Below are 24,859 nucleotides of genomic sequence, written 5' to 3'. Positions count from 1 at the left end.
TATCCTCGGTACAACTCTAAGTCTTTATTCACTAAGATTATAAGATCTTTTTTCAGCCTACAAAGATTCTCTGTGCATATAATTTATTAGCTACTCTTCTTTTCAAAGTTTTTATATTTAATCTTAGACTAATGATACATCCTCAAATTGCATTTGTCAAATAAATATTTATATTTTTATTTGAAAATTTATAATTTTTTTGATTTTAGATTTAAAAACTTTTTTATTACAAAATTATAAGATATTATTAGCTTGAAAAAATTGGGATAAATTATAAATAGAAAAATATAAAAAATACCATATAATATATTTGAAAAAATCTTAAAGGAGATAGAAATGACACAAAAGAAAATGAATTTCGAAAAATTTATAATAAAACCCAAAGAAGGATCAAATATAAAAAAAACAATTGCTATAATGTCAGGCAAGGGAGGAGTTGGCAAATCTTCTGTAACAAGTATGCTTGCAGCAAAACTTTCTAAAGATGGAAATAAAGTTGCGATTTTGGATGCAGACATAACGGGCCCATCAATCCCACAAGCTTTTGGCATAAAAGAAAGTGTAAGAAGTCTTGAAGATGGAACTTTAATTGCACCAGAAAGCAAGAGCGGAATAAAAATTATGTCAATAAATTTAGTTTTACAAGACAAATCCGCTCCAGTTGTTTGGAGATCATCAATTGTAAATAATGTTTTAAAACAATTTTATACAGACGTTGATTGGGGCGAAATTGATTATTTATTAATTGATATGCCACCAGGAACAAGTGATATTCCTCTAACAGTTTTCCAATCCCTAAATATTGATGGGGCTATTGCAGTTACAACTCCTCAAGATTTGGTAGGAATGGTTGTAGAAAAATCATTAAATATGGCAAAAATGATGGGCAAAGAAATTCTTGGAATAGTTGAAAATATGTCTTATTTTAAGGCAAAAGATACAGGAAATATTTACAAAATATTTGGAGAAGGAAAAACCGACGAAATTGCTGAAAAATTTAAAATTGATACAGTAGCAAAACTTGCAATAAATCCAGAAATTACAAGTTTGATTGACCAAGGAAAAATTGAAGAAGTTGAAGAAAGTGACCTTGACAAATTAGTAGAAAAAATTGAAAAATTATAAGGAGATATTATGAAAAAAATATTTAAAAACAAAATGTTAAAGGCATTTGCCTTGGGATTAATTTTAATTATCCCACAAGCTGCAAAAGCAAGTGGAGAATTCGATTCACAAAAAGAAGCTTATATGTATGGAGCTGGCTTAAATCAAAATCAAATTCAAGAAGTAAAAAATAATTTGGGACTATCTGATGATATAAATAAATCAAGTGTAAATGGTGCTGATTGCCAAAAATATCTAGGCTACAAAGCAGAAGATTATAATATGATTTCATCAGTTTCAGTAAAAAAACTTCCAAAAGGAAGCGGAATCAAGGTAGAAATTTTAACACCAGAAAACATAACATCAATTACTCAAAGCCAATACACAAACGCTGCAATCACATCAGGAATTACAGATGCAGAAATTAAAGTTGCAAGTCCAACAAAAGTTACAGGAGAATCTGCCCTTGTTGGAGTGTATAAGGCAATAGAGATGTATGGAGAAAAAGTTAATACACAAAGCACTCAAACTGCTCAAGAAGAGCTGGGAACATTAAAGAAAATAAGCGAAGAAAATGAAAATAAGGAATCTTTTGACAAAGACAAATTAGACCAAGCAGTTGCAGAAGTAAAACAAAATTTAAAAGATTACAAAGATAAAAATGGACAAACTGCTGACAGCGGGCAAATTCAAATTTTTATAAAAGATGCTTTGAACAATGTAAATATGGGAGATATTTTATCAAATAACAATATACAAATTCTTGTAAATTATTTTGAAAAATATCAAGAAAGCCCATCAATTGATAGCAAGGCAGTAGAAGAAAATCTTAAAAAATTTGCAGGAACTTTGACAGAAAAAGGAAAAAAATTCTACGAAGACAACAAAGAAGACATTGATAAAGTAGGAAATGATATAAAAGAGTCAGGTCTTTGGGATAAAATAGTACAATTTTTCAAAGACTTATTTGCATCTTTTACAAATTCAAATGACGATAGTTCAAATAATTAATAATATATCTTAAAATTAAACGGAGGAGAAATCTATCTAGATTTCTCCTCCGTTTTTGTGCAAAAAATTATAATTTACAAACTAAGCATTTGCATATAATTTTATTTTTTCAAATTATTGGCTAATAAATGTAGATTTTTTAATACCAACCACGAAGCTCCATTGCTTCTGCAATTCTTTTGATTGCAAACATATAAGATGCTTCTCTTATATTTGTATCAAATTCTTCTTTAATTTCAAAAATTCCTTCAAGAGTTTTTAGCATATCTTTTTCTTGTTTTTCTTGAACTTCTTCTTTTGACCAATAATTTCCATATTGATTTTGAATCCATTCATAATATGAAACCAAAACTCCACCAGAATTTGCTAGGACATCTGGAATTACTTCTACATTTTTTTCTTTTAAAATAATATCAGCTTCTGGAGTTGTTGGGCCATTTGCACCTTCTGCAATTAATTTTACATCTAAATTTTTGGCGATTTTTTCAGTAATTATATTTTCTAAAGCTGCAGGAATTAAAATATCAAATTTTGTTTGCCAAAATTCTTTATCAGATATTTTTTTTGCCTTAGGATATCCTACAAGAGTTTTATTTTCATCTCTATATTTTTGTAAAGATTCATAATCAAATCCATCTTCAGAATATAGGGCTGATCTTCCGCACTCTTCATTTTCATCTCTTATAGAAAGATATTTAACTTTAGCACCTTCTTCTACTAAATATTTTAAAGTAAAACTTCCAACATTTCCAAAACCTTGAAGACCAATTTCTGCATTTTTCAAATCAAGTCCAATTTTTTTGGCTGCATATTTTGTTGTGATAACAACTCCATATCCTGTAGCTTCACTTCTACCCAAACTTCCACCAAGGATTAAAGGCTTGCCTGTAAAAGTTCCAAAATCTTCTTTGTCGCCATTTAATTTTGCATATTCGTCAATAAAATATGACATAATTTTTCCATTTGTATTTACATCAGGAGCTGGTATGTCTATTCTTTCTCCCAAATATTTGTACAAGCCTCTAACATATCCACGAGAAAGACTTTCAAGTTCTCTATCAGATAATTTTTTTGGGTCAACACATATTCCGCCCTTACCACCGCCGTAAGGAATTGCCAAAAGTCCTGCCTTTAAAGTCATCCAAGTTGAAAGAGCTTTTACTTCTTCTACATTTACACTTTGATGAAACCTTACTCCACCTTTTGAAGGACCTAGGGCATGGTTGTGAGCTGATCTATATCCTTTAAAAACTTTTAGAGAACCATCATCCATTTTTACTGGAATAGAAATTTCTATAAATCTTTGAGGCTGTTTTAAAATTTCATAAACTGCTGGATTTAAATTTAATTTTTCACACGCTTTTTTTATTTGTAATTGTGCAGATTCTAAGGGATTTAATGTATCTGTCATTTTTAACTCCTTTATATTTACTAATTAATTTCTATAAAATTTAATCTTTTAAATAATTATAACATTATTTTTTTTCGCTTACAATAAAAAAATACGCCGCAAAGGGCGTATTTTAATCTTCAATTAATCTTTTTATAATTGTTGGATTTCCAATTCCTGATGTTATAATTCCACTTCTAGGATTTGCTGCATGAACAATTCCTCCTTGACCGTCTGCAATGGCAACGTGGGTAATATTTGAAAGGCTTGTTCCATAAAATACCAAATCTCCTGCCTTTTCTTCTCCAAGTTTTATAGTTTTTCCATAATCAGCTTGGCTTTGAGCAAAATGAGGAAGACTAATTCCAAATTCTTTATAAACTTGTTGGGTAAATCCAGAACAATCAACTCCATTTGTAAGACTTATTCCACCCCAAACGTAAGGATTTCCAATAAATTTTGTTGCAAAATTATAGGCTTGTGATCCAATATCATCTCCTGAAACTGTGTAATAAATATATTCAACTTCTTCAGTTTTTTCTTCTGGTTCATCTACCACATAATTTCTAACAATTTCATTTTCTTTTGCCTTATCTTTTTCTTCGATTGGATACAAACTTAAATTATTCCTATCAAGATAATCCATATATCTTTTTACAGAATCATATATTTTTTTGTATTTATCTTTTACTTTATTTAAATCTTTTTCATCTTTTTTTGATAAATCAAAATTATCAATTTTTGCAAAACCAATTTTGTCGCCTTTTTTGACCTTTACAAAATTTTTGTTAGAATCAAAATCTATTAAATCAATTTTTTCTTTCTTTTTAAAATTTGAAATTTCTTTTGATTTTTCGTCAGCTTTTTCATATATTTTGCCATTTTTAATTGCTTTCATATCATCTAAAATATGAAACCAAATTTTTGCTACATATCCATCTTTTCCTTCAAAATTAATTTTTAACCAATTGCCATTTTCTTCTTTTATTTCATAAAAATCAGGATAATCTATTCCTCCTAATATTTTAGAATCATCTGCAAAAGATTGTTTTTCTCTAACATTTACACCTTCTGCAAGATCATAATTTATTAAAATAGATTTCGCCTTAGAAGTATTTGTTGGTGCAAATAATTGAAAAGAAATAAGAGTGGATAATAATAAAATTATTTTTTTGTTTTTTCTCATTTTCCCATCCTCGAATTATTATAATTTCAACTACTATTAATTTATCATTATATTGATATAGTGTCAATTAATTAAATTTAATTTGCAAAATATTTATAAAGCAAAAAAATATTTTTTGCAAAAAATTATGGATTAAAAATTTAATATGTATTTTTTTATGATATAATTATTTAAACAAATTTTAAAATATCAAGAAAGGTAAAAATATGGATTTAAAAGAATTTGGAAATTTGGCTTTTGATAAAAAAACTATGAAAGAAAATGTCCCTTATCCTGTTTATTTAAAATGGAAAGAGGCTGCAAGAAATAATACAACTCTTGATAAAGAAACTGCTGATTCCATTGCTCATGCTATGAAAATTTGGGCGATTTCAAAGGGGGCAACTTCATATACTCATTGGTTTCAACCTTTAAATGGAAAAACTGCAAATAAAAAAACTGCGTTTTTAAATAGAGATGATAAACACAATCCAATCAATAGATTTTCTGGAAATGAATTAATAAAAGGAGAGCCAGACGCCTCATCATTTCCATCAGGTGGAATGAGATCGACTTTTGAGGCTCGTGGTTATACATATTGGGATTTGACTGCAAATTCTTTTATTGAAGATAAAGTTTTATATATTCCATCAGTTTTTGTTTCCTTTTATGGAGAAAAACTTGATAAAAAATTGCCTTTAATTGAATCAATGAATATCTTGAGCAAGTACGCAAGTCCAATTTGCAATATGTTTTTGAAAGATGAAAAAACTTATAGGGTAAAGGCGAAAGTTGGACTTGAGCAAGAATTTTATTTAATTGATAAAGAATTTTATGATAAAAGAATAGATTTAGAATATTGTGGAATGAGTCTTGTTGGACGTGATTCTATGGTTGAAAAGGAAATAATTTCCCATTATCTTGGTGCAATTCCTCAAAGAGTTAATGATTTTTTTGAAGATGTGAACGAACAGTTATATAATTTGGGAATTTATATGGAGGCTGAGCATAATGAAGTTGGGCCAAATCAATTTGAAATTGCAATAATGTATGAAAATTGTAATATTTCCGTAGACAACAACCAATTACTCATGCATATTTTAGAAAAAACTGCCATCAAACACAATCTTTATTGCCTATTAAAAGAAAAACCTTTCAAAAATATGGCTGGAAGTGGAAAACACAATAATTATTCCCTTACAACAAATTACGGGAAAAATTGTTTTTATCCAGGAGATGACCCAAAAAATAATTATTTATTTTTATTATTTTTATCAGCAATGATTAAAGTTTGTAATAAATACCAAAATTTAATAAGACTTTCTTCATCATCAGTTTCAAATGATTATAGACTTGGAGGAAATGAAGCACCACCTTCAATAATTTCTGTATTTATTGGCGAAGATTTAGAAAATATTTTAAAATCAATAGCAAAAGACCAAGAGATAAAAGGAATAAATAATAAAGTTAAAATTCCACATCTTGGAGAAATCCAAACAGATTCATCAGACAGAAATAGAACATCTCCAGTTGCCTTTACGGGAAATAAATTTGAATTTAGGATGTTAGGCTCTTCAAAATCAGCCGCAGATTTAAACACAGTAATTAATCTTGCTATGGCAGAAGTTTTAAAAGATATAGGCAAAAGACTTGAAGGGAAAAATGAAAAAGATTTAAAAGAAGAAGTCTACAAAATAGTCAAAGAAATCTACAAGGAAAATTCAAAAATTTTATTCCAAGGCGACGGATACTCAAAAGAATGGATAAAAGAAGCAGAAAAAAGAGGACTTATTAACCATAAAAGCTTCTTAGACGCCTTAGTCTATGCAAAGAAAAATTCATCATACGAAATATTTAAAGAAGAAAAAATATTTAGCCAAAAAGAAATAGATTCAATAATAAACGTAGAATTTGAAGAAATAATAAAATTTTGCCAACAAGAGCTTGAAATTTTATCAAACCTAATCTATCAAGAAATCCTTCCTTCGGCAATGAAAGAAATAAAAGAAATAAAATCCTATCTTGCCTTTTTAGAAAATGAAAAATTAGAAGAAAAGGCAAAAAGAATAAATGAAAATGTAAAAGTTTTATTAGAATTTGGAGAAGAAATAAAAGAAATTCTAAAAGATTTTGAAAAAATAAAAGAAATAGAAGAAAAAGCAATCTACATTCAAGAAAAAACCAGAAAAATCACAGAAGAAATAAGAGAAGTAGCAGATAATTTAGAAAAAGAAATTTCCAGAGAAAATTATTCAATGCCTAGATATGTGGACATGTTGAAATCTTTATAGATTTTTTAAAAAATTTAGAAGCTTGAAAAAGCTTCTTTTTTTGTGATATACATTTATTTCTTTCATTAATAAAATAATTATTTTATAAAATTAATACTTCGTAATGTTAGGGCGGAGGAAATGGGGGAGTTTCGATTCTCCCCCTTTTTCCACGCTAAATTGCTTTTTAAATTTAAAAAAATCTTAAATCAAAATTCAATTTTAAAATAAAGCTACGAATAAAGTCCGCGGTATAATTATTGAAATTGTACCACTGGCACAATTTCAAGCTAATTATATCCCCTAAAACCCCCACTTTTTTGCCCCCCCTGCAACCGACCATTGCATGGAGCTTTTCTTGTAAGAAGCTTACGCTTCTTTCAAATTTTTAAAAATAATTATAAATTCAAGTGAATTATTGGAGAAAAAATTGTTTGAACGTTAGTGAGTTATTTTTTCTATTTTAATGAACTTAGAATTTATTTATTTTGGGTATTTATTTTTATTAAATTTGGCTAATCAATTTAAAAACTGAAAGAAACGCAAGTTTCTTTCTGATTTTGCTCCCTGCAAGGGCCGGTTAAGGGGGTTCGTTGAAAGGGGTTTAAGGAGAAAAATTGTGGGGACAATCGGAAGTCCCCTAATTTGTCCCCTTAACTAACGAAGAATTAAAAAAATATTATGATTTATTATTTTATTAAATTTTTTATTCAAAAAAGTCTTTTCATATTTCTACAGAAAAATATTAAGTCCTAAGTCTGCTGATAATATTTTTAATAAATTTTTCCCAACAACTGAATTTCCTGACTTATCTAATTTTGGGGAATATACGCAGATTCCGCATTTGTTTGGTACAACGCCTAAAATCGCTCCGCCTACTCCTGATTTTGATGGGATTCCTACTTTCATTAAATATTCTCCGCTTTTTTCGTACATTCCACACGATGCCATTTGGGCTATTGTCATTTGGACTATGTTTTGTGGAATTATTAAATTTGATGAGTGGATGTCAAAGCCTTCGTTGGCAAGGAGTGCTCCTAGTTTTGCAAGGGATTCTACGTTTGTTCCTATTGAACAAATTCTAACGTATAAATCTAAAACTTCATCAGCGTTTTGGGCAAAAATATTTTTGCTTTTTAAATAATAAGCAATTGCTCTGTTTCTGTCTGTTGTAGAAATTTCTGATTTGTAAATATTTTCCATAAATGTAAATGTGCCATCGTCGCTCATTTGTTTTATTAATTCCATAACTCTATTAAATTTTTCTTCTTCACTTTTTCCATAAATCATTGATGTTGTTGTCATTGCTCCAGCGTTTATAAATGGATTTGCTGCCCTTTGGTCAATTGGAATTAATGAATTAAATTCGTATCTTGTTGGCTCTGTTCCAACTTTTGAAAATACTTCGTCTGTTGTGTTGTCTTTTAGTGCCATGATTAGGGTAAAAATTTTTGAAATGGATTGAACTGAAAATATTTTTTCTTTTTCTCCAAAATTATAAATATCTCCGCTTGTTGTAACAATAGAAAGGGCAAAGCCGTTTTCGTCTACGTTTTTAAGCTCTGGAATGTAGGAGGCAACTTCTCCTTGGTTTGAAAAATTTTTTGCTTTTTTTATGCATTCTTCTATTTCTTTTTCTATATCTTCTCTTTTCATAAACATAATATCACCTACTTACAATTTTATATAAAATATTTACCCGATTTGATATAATAATAATTAATTAAAGAAATAAAAGGAGTTTCTTATGATTATTTTGGAAATATTAAATGAAGATAAATGGCTAGAAGATTTTAAATTTTTTGAGGATTTTAAAAATTCTTCTTATTACAAAATTTTGTTAGATACTTATAAAAATTTAAATACAAAAATTCTTTACCAAAGCAAAATCCACGGTCAAGGTCATATTGAAAGAGTAATTTTTATTTCAATGCTTTTGGCTTTTAATTATAAATTGGACAAAAATGATACGGATATTTTAAGATTTGCTGCATCTTTGCATGATACAAAAAGAGTTGACGATTCTTATGATACAGAACATGGTTATAGGGCAGCTTTATATTCGATTGATTATGCAAAAATAAATGAAAGCGATAAAAATATTCTTCAAGCAGTTTTGGCAGTTCATTCAAGACCTGACAAACAAATGGACGAAACAATTGAAGAATTTTTTGTAAAAGATATGGATAGGGCAAGATATTTGTCAAAACTTTTCAAGGATGCTGATGCTCTTGATAGGGTTAGGCTTGGAGATTTGAATGAAAAATATTTGAGAAATGATTTTTCTCATGATTTGATAGATTTTTCTAATAAATTATTTGAAAAATATTTGGATAGACAATGAAAGAAAATTTAAAAAGAGAAAAATTTGCAATTTTATCAATTTCTTTGATTTTAACAAGCAATAGCATAATTTCTGGAAGTTTAGTTTATATACAAGAAGCCTTCAATCTTACTAGAAATGAGGCTGAATTCATAATAAGTCTTTCAAGCCTTGCTGTTATGATTTTTATTTTTTTGGCAGAATATTTGGCGATTTTTATTGGAATAAAAAATACAGTTTTGTTGGGACTTTTGATTGTGGGATTTAGCGGGATTATTCCCCTAGTTTTTAGGACTTATTTATCAATAATTATTTCAAGATTTTTTCTTGGGGCAGGGCTTGGTCTTTTTAATGGGCATTCGGCAAATTATATTAATTTGCTCTACCATGATAACAATGAGAGAACAAAACTTCATGGTCTAAGAAATGCTTTTGAATTTATTGGGCAAATAATTCTTTTTTCCTTGGCAGGAATCCTTGTAAAATTTGATTATATGTACACTTTTTCACTTTATACATCAGCATTTCTTATTTTTATATTTTTCAAAATCAATGTAGAAGATGTAAAAATTGAAAAAGAGAAGGCAAAAATCAATTTTGATTCAAATATTTTTCTTTTTATAATTTTTGCCATGCTTATGATTTTAAATGGAACGGCAATGCTAATGAGATTTCCTTTTGTTGCAAGCCAAAGCCGTGGAATTGATGTAAATGTAAGTTTTTATTTAAATTTTGTGCCAATTGTTGGAATGATTTCGGCATTTTTATTTACACCAATCAATTTGAAATTGAGAGAAAAAACTATATTTTTTGGCTTGGGATTTTTTATACTAGCAAATTTTTTGATAGTAAATTTTGAAAAAAATCTTTTAGGATTTTTATTTTCTATTTTGCTTTTGACTTTTGGACAATCAATGTGTATGCCTTACATATTTGCAGAAGTGCCAAGATTTGTAAAAGGTCACAGCTCAAGAATAGCCACAAATTTAATTTTTATAGGGTGTAATATAGGAGTATTTTTAGCACCATTTTTTATGAAAAGCATAGACAAGCTAATAAATACAAATTCCCTATCAAAAGGCTTTGGTGGTTTTGTAATAATTTATTTTATTTTTATTGGAATATTTTTTAGAAGAAATAAAAAAAGAGCCTAGCTGGCTCTTTTATTTATAGTACACATCCTTATATTTTTCGTCTTTTTCAAATTTATCTTTTATATAAGGGCAGGTTGGAATTATTTTTTTATTTTCATCCCTTGCGTATTGAACTAATTCGTCTACCAATTTTCCTGCTATTCCTTGACCTCCATATTTTTTGTCAACTTCTGTGTGTGGTGCATCGATTAGATTTTCTTTTTCTACTATATCTATAAATCCTATTTTATTTTCCTTATCAAAAACTTGCACTTGTTTTTCTTTTTTATTTATTTTATATTCCATAATATCACCTCTATTTTTTTATACCCTTAATGAGCTTAAAATATATTTAATTTAATATAAAAAAATATAATATTTTTGTTTAAAGTCGAATTTGTGGGTATAAATATTTTTGTAAGAGAAAATTTATGGAAAAACGAAAGGAATTATTATGAAAAGAGAATATAGTTATGGCTCAGTTATTTTGGTTGAGATTATAGTTGCAGTTTTTGCTTTTGTTCTCAACAGAATTTTTGGTAGCAATGCAGATGAAAGTATAATATATAATTTATTATCTTCTGTTATCACTTGGCTTGGTTCTTTTATAATTGCATCAGGTTTAATCAACAATAGAAAGGGAAGTGTTGGAGATTATTTAAATCAATTGCAAAGACTTGATAAAAAAGCAATAATTGTAAATTTAATTCTTATAGTTATTACAATTGTTTTGACTTTTTCTTTTGGAAAAATTGGAGTTTTTGATGTAGAAAGTAAGAAATTAAATTTATTATCACTTTCTGTTCTTGGAACACTTCTTTTAGGCATTCTTTCAATTTTTACAGCCTATGCAAATCATATAGTTTCAGATCCAAGAAACAAAGACCAATCAATCACGGATGCACTTAAAAGTGTATTTGCAATTGGAGTAAAATTATTTGGCAAAACTATTACTTTGTATTTGTTGTATATAGTTTTACCAATTATCCTTATTTTTGGAATAATTGTTGGAATTGTCGTTGGAACAAGTAGTCCTGAAGCAGGTATTGGAATTATTATGTTAGGAGGCGGAATTTTAGGCTTGTATTATATATTAATTTCGCCACTGGTTTCAGCAAGACTTTCTGATAATTATTTAAATTTTACAGGAGATATAGACCAAGAAATTGAAAAAGATAATCCAGAAAACAATAACGAATTTACAATTACAAGAAATATATAAAAAATAAGCAGGAAGATAAAAATTCTTCCTGCTAAATTTTTTTATTAAAAATTTTAATTGATGATAAGATTGAAATAATTAAAACTACCACATCAACAAGGCTTACAAGCCACATTGGACAATATCCAATTAAAGTTAAAATCAAAAGCACAATTCTTGTAAAAATAAGTAAGATAAGATTTTTTTTTGCAGTTTTGTCCACGATTTTTGCGATTTTCATCAAATCTCTTAATTTTCCATAAGATTTATCAGAAATCATTATGTCAGAATTATAAATTGCAATATCCGAAGATTTTTGACCCATGCTAATTCCAATATCAGAATTTTTCAAAACTTCGCCTTCTTTTATTCCATCTCCAACATAAATAATTTTATGTTTATTTTTTTGCTCATTTTTTATAAGATTAATTTTTTCGTTTGAAGAAATTTCTGCCGCATAGGAAATGCTAAGATTTTTCGCGAGATTTTCAACAACTTTTTCTTTTTCATCTGATAAAACAGCAATATCAACAAATTCATTTTTTAAATAATCTAAGCTTTCTTTGGCATCATCTTTAATGGTATCTTCCAAAACAACCTTACAAACTAAAATATTATTTATTGACATAAAAATTGCCTTTTCATTTGAATCATCTTCAACATTTACAAAGTCTTTGGAGCCTATTTTTATTTCTTCATTTTCATAAGTTTTTGCCCAAATGTCAATATCATTTATATTTTTACTTGCTATAAAATACGAAAAATTATCTCTACGTCTAAGATTTTTGACTATGGCTTTTGCAATAGGATCAGCCGATAATTTTTCCAAATTATACAAATAATCCAAAAGCAAATTTTTGTTATAAGGAGAATAATAAACAATTTCTTTCAAATCAAATTCCCCAACAGTCAAAGTATTTGTCATATCTGTATAAAAATAATCGCAATCAATCAGCTTTTCAAAAGATTTTATATCTTTAACAAGGATTTTATTTTTATTTGCAAGAATTAAAGCTGAAATATATGAAAGAGAAATCCCAAGTATAAAAACTTTTGGACAAGAAACAATCAAGAAATTTATAGATTTTTGTAAATATTTGCTCAAATCTCCTCCCAAAATAGGGAAAACTACAGCAAGAAAAATTGCTATGGCAACAAGAAAAGGCGTATAAATTTTTGTAAATTGCTTAATCAATTTTTCACTTTGAGATTTTTTATTTCTTGATGTTTTTATCAAATTCATAATTTTTGCTGCCATAGATTCATCAAAAACTTTCACAGCCTTGTATTTGATCTCTCCAGTTTTTAGCATAGAAGTTGATAAAATTTCACATCCCTTTTTAATTTCAATTGGCAAAGATTTGCCATTTAAAAATGAAGTATCCAAAAGCCCTTCGCCAGAAATTACAACAGAATCAACAGGGATAATATCTGCCTCTTTTGCAAGAAGTATATCGCCTTTTTTTATTTTTTTAATCGAAATTTTTGCCAAAGTCCCATCATCCAAAACTTTTGTAACTGTTTTTGGGACAATATCAAATAATTTTTTGAAATTTTCATCTATCCTATCTTTTGAAAGATTTTCAAAAAAATTGCCCAAATTAAATAAAAACATTATGGCACAAGCATCAACAAAAAATCCCATAAAAAACGCAAAAAAACTTGCAAGAGTAATAAGAAGATTTTCATCCATAAATTTTTTATTAGAAATTGAATTTATTGCATTTACAAAAGTATCAGCTCCAACAGCAAGATATATTGCAAGAAAACTAATAACAAGAAAAAAATTTTTCCCATTTTGCTTAAATTTATAAGTAACAAAGATAAAGAAAATCGCAAAAATTGTTAGGACTAACAATTCTTTTTTTCTTTCCTTTTTCATATTTTTAAAAATTTCCATATATATCAACCTTTCATAATTAAATTTAACATTAAAAAATTCATAAGTATATTCACAAAAAATTATAGCAGAAAGGCGAATTTGTGGCAAGATTTAAAGCTTTTAATCCCGAGTAAATAAGTTGAATTTAAAAAGTGAAAGTGTATATTGGAAAAGACTGAAAATAGATTTAAAAAGAAAAAAAAAGAAAAAAATTATGATTTACATAAAGGAAGTGTCAAATGACAAAAAATAAATTTATTTTAAAATCAGACTACACTCCAAAAGGAGATCAGCCAGATGCAATTAAAAAACTTGCTTGTGGAATAAAAAATGGAAAAGCTCATCAAATTCTCCAAGGAGTTACAGGATCTGGCAAGACTTTTACTATGGCAAATATAATTCAAGAAGTTCAAAAGCCAACTCTTGTTCTTGCCCACAACAAAACACTTGCCTACCAATTATTTACAGAATTTAAAGAATTTTTCCCAGACAATGCCGTTGAATATTTCGTATCATATTACGATTATTATCAACCAGAAGCCTACGTTGCGGCAACCGACACATATATTGCAAAAGATTCTTCAATCAATGATGAGATTGATAAATTAAGACATTCAGCAACAATGAGTTTGTTTGAAAGACGCGATGTAATAATTGTGGCGAGCGTTTCTTGTATTTACGGCTTGGGAGATCCAGAAGAATATAGAAAATTAGTTTTGTCCCTAAGACCAGGTCAAGAAATTTCTCCAGAAGAAGTTATGAAAGAATTAATCGAAAGACAATTTGTAAGAAATGATTTTGATTTTTCGCGTGGAACTTTTAGAAGAAGAGGAGATGTTTTAGATATTTTCCCAGCAGGAAACGAAGAAAAAGCAATAAGAGTAGAATTTTTTGGAGATGAAATTGATAGGATTTCAGAATTTGATTCTTTGACAGGAAAAGTTACAAGCCACATCTCCCACGGCTATATTTATCCTGCAAGTCACTATGCAACAAGCGCCGAAAAAGCAGCAGCTGCTATTACAACTATAAAAGAAGAATTAAAAGAAAGACTTGTTGAACTTGAAAATGAAAATAAATTAGTAGAGGCTCAAAGGCTTGAGCAAAGAACAAATTACGATATAGAAATGCTAGAAGAAATTGGATTTTGTTCAGGAATAGAAAATTATTCAAGACATTTATCCCAAAGAGAACCAGGATCTAGACCATATACATTAATAGATTATTTTCCAGATGATTTTATGCTTTTTGTTGACGAATCTCACGTTTCAATTCCCCAAGTTGGTGGAATGTATGAGGGGGACAGGTCAAGAAAACAAAATTTAGTAGATTTTGGCTTTAGGCTTCCTTCAGCCCTTGACAATAGACCCCTAAAATTTCCAGAATTTGAAAAATTAATCAAACAAACAATATACGTTTCAGCAACTCCAGGTCCCTACGAAATGGAAAAAACAGGTGGAAAAGTTATTGAACAAATCATAAGACCAACTGGACTTTTGGATCCATTAATTGATGTAAGACCAGTAGAAAATCAAATTGATGATTTGATAGAAAATATCCATCAAATTATCGACAAAAATGAAAGGGTTCTTGTAACAACTCTAACCAAAAGAATGGCAGAAGATTTGACCGATTACTTATCAGAAAATGGAATTAAGGTAAAATATCTCCATTCAGATATAAAAACAATCGAGCGAAGTGAAATAATTAGGGATTTAAGACTTGGAAAATTTGATGTTTTGGTTGGAATAAATCTTCTTCGTGAAGGATTAGATTTGCCAGAAGTTTCTTTGATTGCAATTTTAGATGCAGACAAAGAAGGATTTTTAAGAAGTGAAACTTCCCTTATCCAAACCATAGGAAGGGCTGCTAGAAATTCAAAAGGTCATGTAATAATGTATGCAGATAAAATTACAAGATCAATGAAAAAAGCTATTGACGAAACCGAAAGAAGAAGAAAAATTCAAACAGAATTTAACGAAAAACACGGCATAACCCCAACGACAATCAAGAAAAACATAGCAGAAATAATTCAGGTAACAAAATCAACAGAAAATGTAGAAGAAGTAAAAGAAGAATTCTCACAAGAACAAATTGAAAATATAATTATAAATTTGGAAACAGAAATGTACAAGGCCGCAGAAGAATTAGATTTCGAAAAAGCAGCACAAATTCGTGACCAAATAGCAAAAATGAAAAGAGAATTTGCGGAGGTATAAATGAGTGAAAATAAAATAGTTATAAAGGGGGCAAGGACTAATAATTTAAAAAACGTAGACCTTACCCTTCCTCGCGATAAAATGATTGTATTTACTGGACTTTCCGGATCGGGAAAGTCCACCTTGGCTTTTGACACAATTTATGCCGAAGGTCAAAGAAGATATGTAGAAAGTTTATCGTCATACGCCAGACAATTTTTGGGAAATTTGGACAAGGCAGATGTCGATACAATTGAAGGACTTTCTCCATCAATTTCAATCGATCAAAAAACAACCAACAGAAACCCAAGATCAACAGTTGCAACCGTAACAGAAATTTACGACTATTATAGGCTTTTGTTTGCAAGAATTGGCGATGCCTACTGCCCAGTTTGTGGCAAAAAAATTGAAGCCCAATCCATCGATCAAATGGTTGATAGGATTTTAAAACTTGAAGAAAAAACAAGAATCCAAATCCTTGCCCCAGTAGTAAGATCCCAAAAAGGTCAACACAAAAAGAAACTCGAAAATATTCAAAAAATGGGCTATGTTAGGGTGATGATTGATGGCGAAAGATATGATCTTGAAGAAGAAATTGAACTTTCAAAAACAAAAAAACATGACATATCAATAATAGTTGATAGGATTGTGATAAAAGAAAAAATTGAATCAAGACTTGCAGATTCTTTGGAAACTGCCCTTGAACTTACAGATGGACTTGTAGAAATAAATGTAATAGACGGAAAAGATTTTATCCTTTCATCCAAACTTGCCTGCCCAGAAGGTCATATTTCCCTTCCAGAAATTACACAAAATATGTTTTCATTCAACGCTCCCCAAGGAATGTGCCCAGAATGTAACGGACTTGGTTTTCATTTGCAAATCGACCCCGACCTTGTAATTCCCGACAAAAATCTTTCCATAAATGAAGGCGCAATCGATCCATACGCCACAAGCGGAAAAGGAACATATTATAATGAAATAATTAAAGCCATTGCCAAAAATCACAAATTTTCCCTTGATGAGCCAATCAAAAATGCTCCAAAAAAAATGATTGATGAAATTTTGTACGGAACAAAAAAAGAGATTTCTTTTACCTTTGATAGTCATTTTTCTGGAAGAAAAAAATACACAGGACATTTTGAAGGAGCAATCAAAAATTTATCCGACAGGTACGAAAGAACAAATTCCGATTCTCAAAAGAAAAGAATGAGAGGCTTTATGAGCGAGGAAGAATGTAAAACTTGTCACGGGCAAAGATTAAAAGATGAAATCCTTGCAATAAAAGTAGATGGCAAATCAATTTCAGAAATTGCAGATATGTCAGTCGACAAAACTATAGAATTTTTTGATAATTTAAAACTTTCGCCAATGAAAGAAAAAATTGCAGAATTAATAATAAAAGAAATAAAGGCAAGAATTAAATTTTTGCAAGACGTAGGACTTGGTTATCTTTCCCTTTCAAGAGCAGCCTCAACCCTTTCAGGAGGAGAAAGCCAAAGGATAAGACTTGCAACCCAAATCGGATCAGGCCTTGTTGGCGTTTGCTATGTTTTGGATGAGCCATCAATCGGACTTCATCAAAGAGATAATAACAAATTAATAAAATCGTTGAGAAATTTAACAGATATTGGAAATACACTAATAATTGTAGAACACGACGAAGATACAATGAAAGCTGCAGACTATCTTGTAGATATTGGACCAAAAGCAGGAGTTCATGGAGGAGAAATTGTTGCAAAAGGGTCACTTTCCGATATAAAAAAATGCAAAAAATCAATCACAGGAGCCTATCTTTCAGGAAAAGAAAAAATCCCAGTGCCAAAAGAGAGGAGAACTTGGGACAAATATATAGAAGTAAAAAACGCCAGACAAAATAATTTAAAAGGAATAGATGTAAAATTTCCTCTATCAACCTTTACAGCAGTAACAGGAGTATCAGGCTCAGGAAAATCTTCCTTAGTAAATGAAATTTTGTACAAGGCAGTTACCAAAAAATTAAATAAATCCAAAACCCACCCAGGAAAACACGACTCAATCGAAGGCGTAGAACAAATTGACAAAATAATTTCCATCGACCAATCTCCAATAGGAAGAACACCAAGATCAAATCCTGCAACCTACACCAAATTATTTGACAATATCAGAGATGTTTTTGCAATGACAACAGAAGCAAAAATGAAAGGCTTTGACAAGGGAAGATTTTCCTTCAATGTAAAAGGAGGAAGGTGCGAAGCCTGCAATGGCGATGGAACAATAAAGGTAGATATGATGTTTTTGCCAGACGTCTACGTTCCATGCGAAGTTTGCCACGGACAAAGATACAATAGAGAAACCCTTGAAGTAAAATACAAGGGGAAAAATATATCCGAAGTTTTGGATATGACAGTAGAAGAAGCCCTAAAATTTTTCGAAAATCATCCATCAATAGTAAAAAAATTACAAACCCTATATGACGTAGGACTAGGCTATATAAAAATCGGTCAACCATCAACAGAACTTTCAGGAGGAGAAGCCCAAAGAGTAAAACTTGCAAGCGAGCTTGCAAAAAGATCCACAGGTCAAACCCTATACATTTTAGACGAACCAACAACAGGCCTTCACATGGCAGACGTTCATAAATTAATAGAAGTTTTAAATAGATTAGTTGATCAAAATAATACAGTAGTAGTGATAGAACACAATCTTGACGTGATAAAAGTAGCAGATTACATCATAGACCTAGGCCCAGAAGGCGGAGATGGAGGAGGAGAATTAGTAAAAACAGGCACGCCAGAAGAAATAGCAAAAACAAAAAAATCCTACACAGGACAATTTCTTAAAAAAATATTGTAGCAGTTAAAATATATTTCAATAAGAAAATCAAGAAGAAAAACTAGGATAAAGATTAAAAATATAAAAATAATAAAACTTGGGCAATAAAACAAATATAGAATTACAAAGAAAAAAAATGGGGTGTAGCGTATTTTTATTTTTAAATTAATAATGAATCACTAAACTAACTTTGTCTACAATCTAAGGCCACCTTGATGTGGTCTTTTATTTTTTCTATATTTTCTGGTATAGTAGAAAAAATCAAAACTCATTTTTCAAATATTTTAAGCAAGTAGCTAAGTCGTGATTTTTTATTTTTTTCAGATTTTTTCACGACTTAGCCATCTCATTTTTTTATTTAAATATTCAAAAATTTTTAAAATGTTTAAATACCGAATTCTTTATTTTTATTTCCAAAAATTTATAAAATAATCTCTTTTTGCTAATAATAATTCATCAATATTCACAAAAATTTGATAATAAAAATCAAAACGCTGATAAAATAGTAAATAATTTTAAATATATTTACTTTTAAAATAGATTGAAAAATATTTATAAATTCCAAAATGAATTTTTATAAATATTTTCAATAAGGATATTATAAAAAATAAGTGGATTTTTTTAATGAAAATGATATAATAATCTATACATAAAATTCTAATTTAAAGTTATGGTACAAAAAATATGTTGCAAAAAGTCTTGCATAAATTATCATATTTCTGTATTAACACTTTAACAAAATATATTAATGAAAGGATAAGAAAATCATGAACAATTCGAAAAAGATGACTGAAATCATCGAAAAGAAAAAAGAATTAAGTCAAGAGAAAACTCCTAAGTATGGTACAAGAAAACTATCCATTGGATTAGTTTCATGTATGTTAGGATTTTCATTAATAATTGCTCCGGGATCTTCTAAGGCTGCTGAAGCTAGTGAAAATGAAACAGTAGCAACAGAGACAAACACGCCAGAAGAAAATCCGGTTGAAGAAGCTACACCAGTAGCAAATGAAGAAATTAAAAAAGAAGAAACAAAAGAAGAAGTTGTAGAACAAGCACAAGAAGTTGTTGCAAAACAAGCTGACACTTTTGTAGAAAAATTAGAAGCTATAGAAGTAGAAGAAGGAGAAGAAATTGATTACAAACAAGCTGTAACCAATCTTCCACAAGATGCAAAACTTGATGTAGTAACACCAGTTGATACAAAAGAAGCTGGCGAAAAAACTACAAGTGCAAAAATAACTTTTGCTGATGGATCTGTAAAAGAAATTCAAATCAAAGTTAATGTTAAAGCTGTTGAAGCAAAAGAAGAAGCAGAGGATTTAGAACTTTCTGAAAATGTAGACATACAACCAGTAAAAGCTCCAGAAAATCCAAAAACTGGAGTTAGAGATGCAGCTCCACCAGAAGATACAACTACAGACGCTGATGCAAATAACGCTGTGCATGCTTATGTTGGCGTGGTTAATGGACTAAATATTGATGCAAACCTATCTAAGGCAAGTGATAATCAATTTAAGCCAATTGCAGGTGTTAAGGCTTATTTCCAATGGTTTGAAACATGGGGTGGAAAAGAATATTCATCTCCAGTTTATACAGCTACATCAGGAGCAGATGGTCAATTACACATGGGAATAAAACCATATTTAGCCGAAGATGGAAAATTAATTAAATTTGATGCAGATACAACAGTTTCTGCTGGTCGTGAAAGATATAGATTCTGGATTGATGAGTCAACTATTCCAGAAGGCTACCAACTTCAATATATAACAGGTGAATCTGTTATATTCCCTGGGTCTGATTTACCAATAACACAAGGTGGGTCAGGATCAAACACTGCCAGAAATATTCATGGTAATTGGAAAATATTATTAATGGAAAAACCACTTGAACAAATGCATAAAGAAGCAACACCAACAGAAATCCAACAAGACGGTGGATATCTTACAGGTACAGTTGGTTGGGATTACAAATCAGGAATTGGTGGAATCCAATGGAATCAAGTTGCTGATATAGATACTCCAGCTAAAGGTGTAACAGTAAAAGCTTCATATCTATCAGATTATGCGCTAAAAGAAATTTATAGCGATTCTACTGCTGTTATGATGGGTGTTAAAAAACCATCAGATATTCGTGGAAATGGCTGGACTGCTGAGCAAGAAAAGAAATTACAAGATTGGATAAAAGAACAAGTTAAAAAAGATCCAGACAAGTGGATAGCTGAAACAGTATCAGCAAAAACAAATGCTGATGGAAAATATATTATCCAATTTAAGGGAACTTGGGGAAACTTAAAAAATAAAGATGCTGGATTGAAAAATTATAATTATAAGGAAGGCGATGCTTCCAGTGGACAAATTTGGAATAGGTGGACAAAAGAACAAATTGACAGACTTGGCAAAGTTGCAGATAAGGCAGACAATGGAAGATTTGATTTTTCAAAAGCTGCTACAAATCAAGTAAAACACGTAAACTATGACTGGTTATTTGTATCTATAGAAGGTTCTGAGAATCTCCGTGTTATGACACCATATAACAATAATCAATATACACAAATGAGTAATGTATTTGGTATCAATAGTGGTTGGTCTGGAGGTGGATTTGGTGTTGGTGTAACTAATGCTGTACCACAAATCTTACGTGCAGACTTTGCAGTTGCTCCAGCAGAAGTTAAATTTAATATAACAAATTATGACTCAGGCAAGAACACTGCAAAAGTTGGAGATGTTGCTAAAACATCAACAGAAGGTCTACCATATTATGGAGAATCAAGTGAGAACTTTAGAATAGTTTGGTATGACGAAGATGGAAATAAAGTTCAAGAATCAAAAGCTTCAAAACCATCAAGCACAGGATCACTAGAATCAGCAGACTTTGACACAAGCAAAGTAACAAAGACAACTAATTATACAGCTAAGCTATATAGGGTAGATAGCTCAGGTAAAAATGCAGAATTGCTAGCTCAAGATTCATTTACAGTAGTAGTTGAAGATACAAAGAAGATTACTTCAATGTATGATGAATTCGAATATAAAAATCCAAATCCTATAAAAGATGCAACTTATTCTGCTAAGGGACTTCCAGAAGGTCTTACAATTGATCCTAAAACAGGAGATATTAAGGGAGTACCAAAAGAAAGTGGTAAATTCCAAGTTGAAGTTACTACAGTAGTTCCAGATGAATCAGGGGATATAACAGCATCAAGGTTCTATACTTATACAGTTACAGATTCTCCTTTGAAAGATGGTAATGTAGGTAAAGAATACAATACTAAAGTAGAACCAAAACAAATTGATGGATATGTATTTAAAAATGTAACAGCTAAATTTATAGATGGAAAAGCTATTGATGGTCTAACAATTACAGGAGATCAAATTACAGGAACACCAAAAACAAAAGTTGAAGCAACACAAGATGATCCAAATGTAGAAGTAACTTATGATATTTATATATTAAATGAAAAAGGCGAAGAAGTATTAATCAAAAAAGGACACGTAGATAGAGTGCCTCTATCAATAGCTGAAAAAGCAGACGACACAACAAAACCAGAAATTGGTGACTTAGACGATGATGACGATCCAAAAACACCAGTAGCACCAAAAGAAGATGAAAACAACAAAGGACCACAAGTATGGGCTAACGGTGCAAGAGTAACAGAAGGACAAAAAATCACACCAATAAAGGTAAATGTAAAAGACGATGCAGATAAAAACCCAACAGTAGAAGTAACAGGACTACCAAAAGGATTAAGCTACAACAAAGAAACAGGCAAAATCGAAGGAACACCTGACAAACTAACAAACTGGGCAGACACAGAAGAAGAAAGAGACTTCACAGTAACAATCAAAGCAAAAGATGCAGCTGGAAACGAATCAACAAAAGAAATCCAAATAACAATATTAAGAGATACAGATGGAGACGGAATACCAGATTCAACAGATCCAGACGACGACAACGATGGAATCAATGATGATAAAGATCAAAATCCAAAGAAATGGGATGCCAAAGTTGAAGGAAAAGTAGAAACAACAGTAGGAACACAACCAACAGTAGATCAATACAAAGAAAAGATCACAAACCTACCAAAAGGATCAAAAGTAGTAGTAAAAACAGAACCAGACGTATCCAAAGCTGGAGACACGGAAGCAGTAGTAACAGTAACCCTACCAAACGGCAAAGAAGTAGACGTTACAGTACCAGTAACAGTAACAGACACAACACCAGCAGAAAAAGATGCTGATAAGTATGATGTAAAATATGAAGATGCAAAAGGAAAAGCTGGAGAAAAAACAACTGTAAAACCAAAAGTTACAGATAAAGACGGAAAAGCTACAAAAGTACCAGAAGGAACAAAATACACATTAGGTAAAGACGCTCCAAAAGATGCAACAATCGATGAAAACACAGGAGAAATCAAATACACACCAACAGAAGCTGACGCTGGCAATCCAGTAGAAATTCCAGTAGTAGTAACTTATCCAGACAAATCTACAGACAATGCAACAGCAAAAATCAATGTAGCAAAATTAGACGATATCATAGACAGAACAGCTGATCCAACAAAACCAACACCAGCAGGATATGTAAGAGTAACATTTGAAGCTGGCGAAGGAGTAAATCCTCTTGAAGGAGCTAAGGTTTATGATGTAAAAGAAGGCACAGTTCTTACAGCTGACAAATATCCAACAGTAACAGCAAAAGACGGATATGAAAATCCAACATGGTCAACAAAACCAGGAACAGCAATTACAAAAGATAATGCAAAAATTACAGCAATAGCTACTAAGAAAAACGAAGAAACTTCAAAAAAACCAGTAATCAATGATGTAACTGAAGGCGATGCTAAAATTTCTGGTACAGGTGTAGCTGGATCAGATATTGTTGTAATGAAAGGCAAAGATTTTATTCTAAAAACTAAAGTAAAAGACGACGGAACTTGGTCTGTAGATGTTCCAGCTGGAAAAACTCTTAAAAAAGGTCAAAAAATAGTTGTAAAACAAACTGAAAAAGATAAAAAACCAGCTACAGAAAATACAACTGTAAAGGAAAAAGCTCCAGCAGCTAAACCAGAGGCTCCAACTCTAAAAGCAAATGATGATGGATCTGTAACAGTAACACCACCAACTGACAAAGACGTTGATGTTGTTCAAATCACATACACTGATGAAAACAATCATCAAGGAACTCTTGTAGCAACAAAGGACAAAGATGGAAATTGGAAATTGCCAGATGGAACTGACCCATCTATAACAATAGACCCAGCAACAGGCGTTGTAACAATTCCTGCAAATCAAGTTAAAGATGGAAGTGAAGTAAAAGCAGTAGCTGAAAAAGATGGTACACATTCTGATGAAGCAAAAGTAAATGCAAAGAATAATCCAGTAACTAAAAAAGAAATCACAAAATGGGTACAAGAAACAGCTGATGGAAGAACAATTGAATTAAAAAAACAAGATGGTGCACATCCAGATAACGATGGAAAATCAGATATAGAAGGATATGAATTTGTTCGTACAGACAAGACTGAAGACGATACAACAATAACATATACAAATGTATATAAATTATTGTTAGGATCAAAAGCAGTTGGACTTGATGGAAAAGAACTTAAAGAAGCTACTATAGGATATGATAAGGAAAATCCAGAGGAATTTAAAGGATATACTTATTTATTTGATGAAGGCGAAAACACACCATCAGATGTACAAGGTAAGAAAGCATATCTAGTAAATAGAATTTATGCTAAAAACCCAGCAGTAGTAGAAGTAGCAAATCCTGATTCCTTAACAGCAGATGAACAAAATAAAGTTAAAGAAGCAGTTAAAACTGCAAACCCAGATCTATTAGATAATCAAATCTCTGTAGATAATAAGGGAGAAGTTACAATAACAAGAGGAAAACAAACTGCTAAATTAGCTCCTGATTTAACTGTTGTAAAACAAGGTCAAACACCAGCACCAACAATAACACAACCAAAAGCAGGCGATACAACAGTATCAGGAACAGCAGAACCAGGTGCAACAGTAAAAGTAACTCTTCCAGACGGAACAGTAAAAGAAACAAAAGCAGACGATCAAGGAAACTGGTCAGTAGATACACCAGCATTAGAAAAAGATCAAACAGTAAAAGCAGTAGCTCAAGAAGATGGAAAAGACCAATCAGACGAAGCAACAAAAACAGTAGCAGAAGCTGATCCAGCAGAAGCAACAGCAAAACCAGAAATCACAGCACCAAAAGCTGGCGATAAAGAAATCAAAGGAAAAGCTGAACCAAATGCAAAAGTTGAAGTAGAACTTCCAGACGGAACAAAAGTAGAAACAACAGCAGATGGAGAAGGAAACTGGACAGCAAAAGTACCAGAAGGAAAA

Annotated in this window: 14 protein-coding genes; 9 read left to right on the top strand and 5 right to left on the bottom strand. The window is 30.5% G+C overall.

Annotation, left to right across the window (positions count from 1 at the left end):
- Positions 1-336: 336 nt before the first annotated feature.
- A complete protein-coding gene (locus HMPREF0078_RS06365; protein ID WP_004839316.1) occupies positions 337-1,125 on the top strand; it encodes an Mrp/NBP35 family ATP-binding protein in 789 nt (262 codons plus the stop codon).
- Positions 1,126-1,134: 9 nt separating this feature from the next.
- On the top strand, positions 1,135-2,115 hold the full coding sequence (locus HMPREF0078_RS06360; protein WP_004839315.1) for a DUF1002 domain-containing protein: 981 nt from the start codon (positions 1,135-1,137) through the stop codon (positions 2,113-2,115).
- A 139-nt stretch (positions 2,116-2,254) separates the two neighbouring features.
- Here HMPREF0078_RS06360 and HMPREF0078_RS06355 read toward each other — a convergent pair whose 3' ends face one another.
- Positions 2,255-3,526, bottom strand: a complete 1,272-nt coding sequence (locus tag HMPREF0078_RS06355) for a Glu/Leu/Phe/Val family dehydrogenase (protein ID WP_004839314.1) — start codon at positions 3,524-3,526, stop codon at positions 2,255-2,257.
- A 112-nt stretch (positions 3,527-3,638) separates the two neighbouring features.
- A complete protein-coding gene (locus HMPREF0078_RS06350; RefSeq protein WP_004839313.1) occupies positions 3,639-4,691 on the bottom strand; it encodes a C40 family peptidase in 1,053 nt (350 codons plus the stop codon).
- 206 nt (positions 4,692-4,897) lie between these two features.
- Here HMPREF0078_RS06350 and HMPREF0078_RS06345 point away from each other — a divergent pair, with 206 nt between their 5' ends.
- Entirely contained in the window at positions 4,898-6,961 is a 2,064-nt protein-coding gene (locus tag HMPREF0078_RS06345) for a glutamine synthetase III (protein WP_004839312.1), read from the top strand.
- A gap of 711 nt (positions 6,962-7,672) precedes the next feature.
- On the opposite strand, the gene glsA is transcribed toward HMPREF0078_RS06345, so the two are convergent.
- On the bottom strand, positions 7,673-8,602 hold the full coding sequence (gene glsA, locus HMPREF0078_RS06340) for a glutaminase A (protein ID WP_004839311.1): 930 nt from the start codon (positions 8,600-8,602) through the stop codon (positions 7,673-7,675).
- An 85-nt stretch (positions 8,603-8,687) separates the two neighbouring features.
- Here glsA and HMPREF0078_RS06335 point away from each other — a divergent pair, with 85 nt between their 5' ends.
- Positions 8,688-9,284 (top strand): HD domain-containing protein, encoded by a 597-nt coding sequence (locus tag HMPREF0078_RS06335; protein WP_004839310.1) that lies wholly within the window; start codon positions 8,688-8,690, stop codon positions 9,282-9,284.
- Positions 9,281-10,417 carry an MFS transporter gene (locus tag HMPREF0078_RS06330; RefSeq protein ID WP_004839308.1) on the top strand — a complete coding sequence of 379 codons (1,137 nt, stop codon included), beginning with the start codon at positions 9,281-9,283 and terminating at the stop codon, positions 10,415-10,417. Before HMPREF0078_RS06335 ends, HMPREF0078_RS06330 begins: the two co-directional genes overlap by 4 nt.
- A 9-nt stretch (positions 10,418-10,426) precedes the next feature.
- Here HMPREF0078_RS06330 and HMPREF0078_RS06325 read toward each other — a convergent pair whose 3' ends face one another.
- Positions 10,427-10,702: a GNAT family N-acetyltransferase gene (locus HMPREF0078_RS06325; protein ID WP_004839307.1), complete on the bottom strand. Its 276-nt coding sequence runs from the start codon at positions 10,700-10,702 to the stop codon at positions 10,427-10,429.
- A gap of 148 nt (positions 10,703-10,850) precedes the next feature.
- On the opposite strand from HMPREF0078_RS06325, the gene HMPREF0078_RS06320 reads away from it, so the two are divergent.
- Positions 10,851-11,618, top strand: a complete 768-nt coding sequence (locus tag HMPREF0078_RS06320; protein ID WP_004839306.1) for a hypothetical protein — start codon at positions 10,851-10,853, stop codon at positions 11,616-11,618.
- Positions 11,619-11,649: 31 nt separating this feature from the next.
- Here the strand turns inward: HMPREF0078_RS06320 and HMPREF0078_RS06315 are convergent, their stop codons facing one another.
- Positions 11,650-13,479, bottom strand: coding sequence for an HAD-IC family P-type ATPase (locus HMPREF0078_RS06315; RefSeq protein WP_232618468.1), 1,830 nt, complete (start codon positions 13,477-13,479; stop codon positions 11,650-11,652).
- 239 nt (positions 13,480-13,718) lie between these two features.
- On the opposite strand from HMPREF0078_RS06315, the gene uvrB reads away from it, so the two are divergent.
- From uvrB to HMPREF0078_RS06300, 3 genes are all read left to right on the top strand, one after another.
- A complete protein-coding gene (gene uvrB, locus HMPREF0078_RS06310) occupies positions 13,719-15,698 on the top strand; it encodes an excinuclease ABC subunit UvrB (protein ID WP_004839304.1) in 1,980 nt (659 codons plus the stop codon).
- On the top strand, positions 15,699-18,512 hold the full coding sequence (uvrA, locus tag HMPREF0078_RS06305) for an excinuclease ABC subunit UvrA (protein ID WP_004839303.1): 2,814 nt from the start codon (positions 15,699-15,701) through the stop codon (positions 18,510-18,512).
- 746 nt (positions 18,513-19,258) lie between these two features.
- Positions 19,259-24,859 (top strand): YPDG domain-containing protein (locus tag HMPREF0078_RS06300; RefSeq protein ID WP_039920581.1); only part of this gene is annotated, 5,601 nt, incomplete at its 3' end.

Origin of the sequence: Anaerococcus vaginalis ATCC 51170 (assembly GCF_000163295.1) — a bacterium.
GTDB classification, from domain to species: domain Bacteria; phylum Bacillota; class Clostridia; order Tissierellales; family Peptoniphilaceae; genus Anaerococcus; species Anaerococcus vaginalis.
This window is presented reverse-complemented; position numbering and strand designations above follow the sequence as displayed.

Excerpts from the sequence above, each read along its gene's own strand:
- HMPREF0078_RS06365 (WP_004839316.1), top strand. The coding sequence starts at position 337 with ATGACACAAAAGAAAATGAATTTCGAAAAATTTATAATAAAACCCAAA.
- HMPREF0078_RS06360 (WP_004839315.1), top strand. The coding sequence starts at position 1,135 with ATGAAAAAAATATTTAAAAACAAAATGTTAAAGGCATTTGCCTTGGGA.
- HMPREF0078_RS06355 (WP_004839314.1), bottom strand. The coding sequence starts at position 3,526 with ATGACAGATACATTAAATCCCTTAGAATCTGCACAATTACAAATAAAA.
- HMPREF0078_RS06350 (WP_004839313.1), bottom strand. The coding sequence starts at position 4,691 with ATGAGAAAAAACAAAAAAATAATTTTATTATTATCCACTCTTATTTCT.
- HMPREF0078_RS06345 (WP_004839312.1), top strand. The coding sequence starts at position 4,898 with ATGGATTTAAAAGAATTTGGAAATTTGGCTTTTGATAAAAAAACTATG.
- glsA (WP_004839311.1), bottom strand. The coding sequence starts at position 8,602 with ATGTTTATGAAAAGAGAAGATATAGAAAAAGAAATAGAAGAATGCATA.
- HMPREF0078_RS06335 (WP_004839310.1), top strand. The coding sequence starts at position 8,688 with ATGATTATTTTGGAAATATTAAATGAAGATAAATGGCTAGAAGATTTT.
- HMPREF0078_RS06330 (WP_004839308.1), top strand. The coding sequence starts at position 9,281 with ATGAAAGAAAATTTAAAAAGAGAAAAATTTGCAATTTTATCAATTTCT.
- HMPREF0078_RS06325 (WP_004839307.1), bottom strand. The coding sequence starts at position 10,702 with ATGGAATATAAAATAAATAAAAAAGAAAAACAAGTGCAAGTTTTTGAT.
- HMPREF0078_RS06320 (WP_004839306.1), top strand. The coding sequence starts at position 10,851 with ATGAAAAGAGAATATAGTTATGGCTCAGTTATTTTGGTTGAGATTATA.
- HMPREF0078_RS06315 (WP_232618468.1), bottom strand. The coding sequence starts at position 13,479 with ATGAAAAAGGAAAGAAAAAAAGAATTGTTAGTCCTAACAATTTTTGCG.
- uvrB (WP_004839304.1), top strand. The coding sequence starts at position 13,719 with ATGACAAAAAATAAATTTATTTTAAAATCAGACTACACTCCAAAAGGA.
- uvrA (WP_004839303.1), top strand. The coding sequence starts at position 15,699 with ATGAGTGAAAATAAAATAGTTATAAAGGGGGCAAGGACTAATAATTTA.